The following is a 1,019-nucleotide window of genomic DNA, read 5'->3' on the forward strand; positions in this document are numbered from 1 at the left end:
CCGGGGCCCGGGGGGGGGGGGGGGGGGGGGGCTTGCCGGCGGGCAACCCCCCCCCCCCCCCTTCCCACCCCCCCCCGGGGGGGGTTTAAACCCCCCCGGGGCGGGGCGACTTTCGTAGCGTGGGGGCCGCGCCCTCACTCCTGCCGAGCAGGCTCCGCGAGCTCGCGCAACGGCGCCTCGGGCTGTACCTCGACCAGCACGAGATGCGCCCCGCGCGGGGTCCCGACCACCGCCACGACGGCGGCCGCCATATCCGAGGCGCGCAGCAGATAGGGATGGCGGGCGAAGCCCCACTTCACCCAGTCGTCGATCAGCGGGCCGATGACCTCGGACGACGCGTCGCCGCCCATGCCGGTCTTGGTCGGGCCCGGCCGGACCAGCGAGGCGCGAACTCCGGTGCCCTCCAACTCCATTCGCAGCTGGTCGGTCAGCGCCTCCAGACCGGCCTTGGACGCGCTGTAGGCGCCCGTCCGCGGCCGCGGATCCGGCGCGCAGTCCGAGCCGATGATCACGAAGTCACCGCGCCGCCGCTCGATCATGCCCGGCAGCACCCGATGCGCGAGCCGCTGCGGCCCGATTAGATGCACCTGCACCTGCGCCGCGAAACGCTCCGGATCCATCTCGTGGATGAGCGAGAACTCCAGGTCACCGGCGCCGGAAACGAGGACCTCGGTCGGCCCGTGCGTCTGTTCGGCCGCCGTCACGAATTCGTCGACCGATGCCTGGTCGGTGACGTCGAGACGGAGGGCGATCGCCTCGCCCCCGTCGGCGCGAATCTTCTCCGCCAGCTCTTCGCACTGGTCGACGCGCCGGGCTCCCAGCGCGACCGGATGGCCGAGCGGGGGGGGGCCCCCCCCGCCGGGGGCGCCCCCCCCCCCCCCGCCCCCCCCCCCCCGCCCCCCGCCGGGGCCGGCGGGGGGGGGCGGCGGGGGGGGGGGGGGGGCCCCCGGGGGGGCGGGCCCCCGGCGCTCGGCCATCCGGTCGCGCTGGGAGCCCGGCGCGTCGACCAGTGCGAAGAG

At 76.9% G+C, this 1,019-nt stretch carries 1 protein-coding gene; it reads right to left on the minus strand.

Features of this window, described 5'->3' with window-relative positions; all coding sequences use genetic code 11:
• Positions 1-134 precede the first annotated feature (134 nt).
• The gene (locus tag QH470_RS00835) at positions 135-1,010 is read right to left on the minus strand and encodes an SDR family oxidoreductase (RefSeq protein ID WP_280270294.1); all 876 of its coding nucleotides are present in this window, start codon (positions 1,008-1,010) and stop codon (positions 135-137) included.
• Positions 1,011-1,019: the final 9 nt, after the last annotated feature.

It is taken from the genome of Nocardia wallacei, assembly GCF_029868745.1.
Classification (GTDB): domain Bacteria; phylum Actinomycetota; class Actinomycetes; order Mycobacteriales; family Mycobacteriaceae; genus Nocardia; species Nocardia wallacei_B.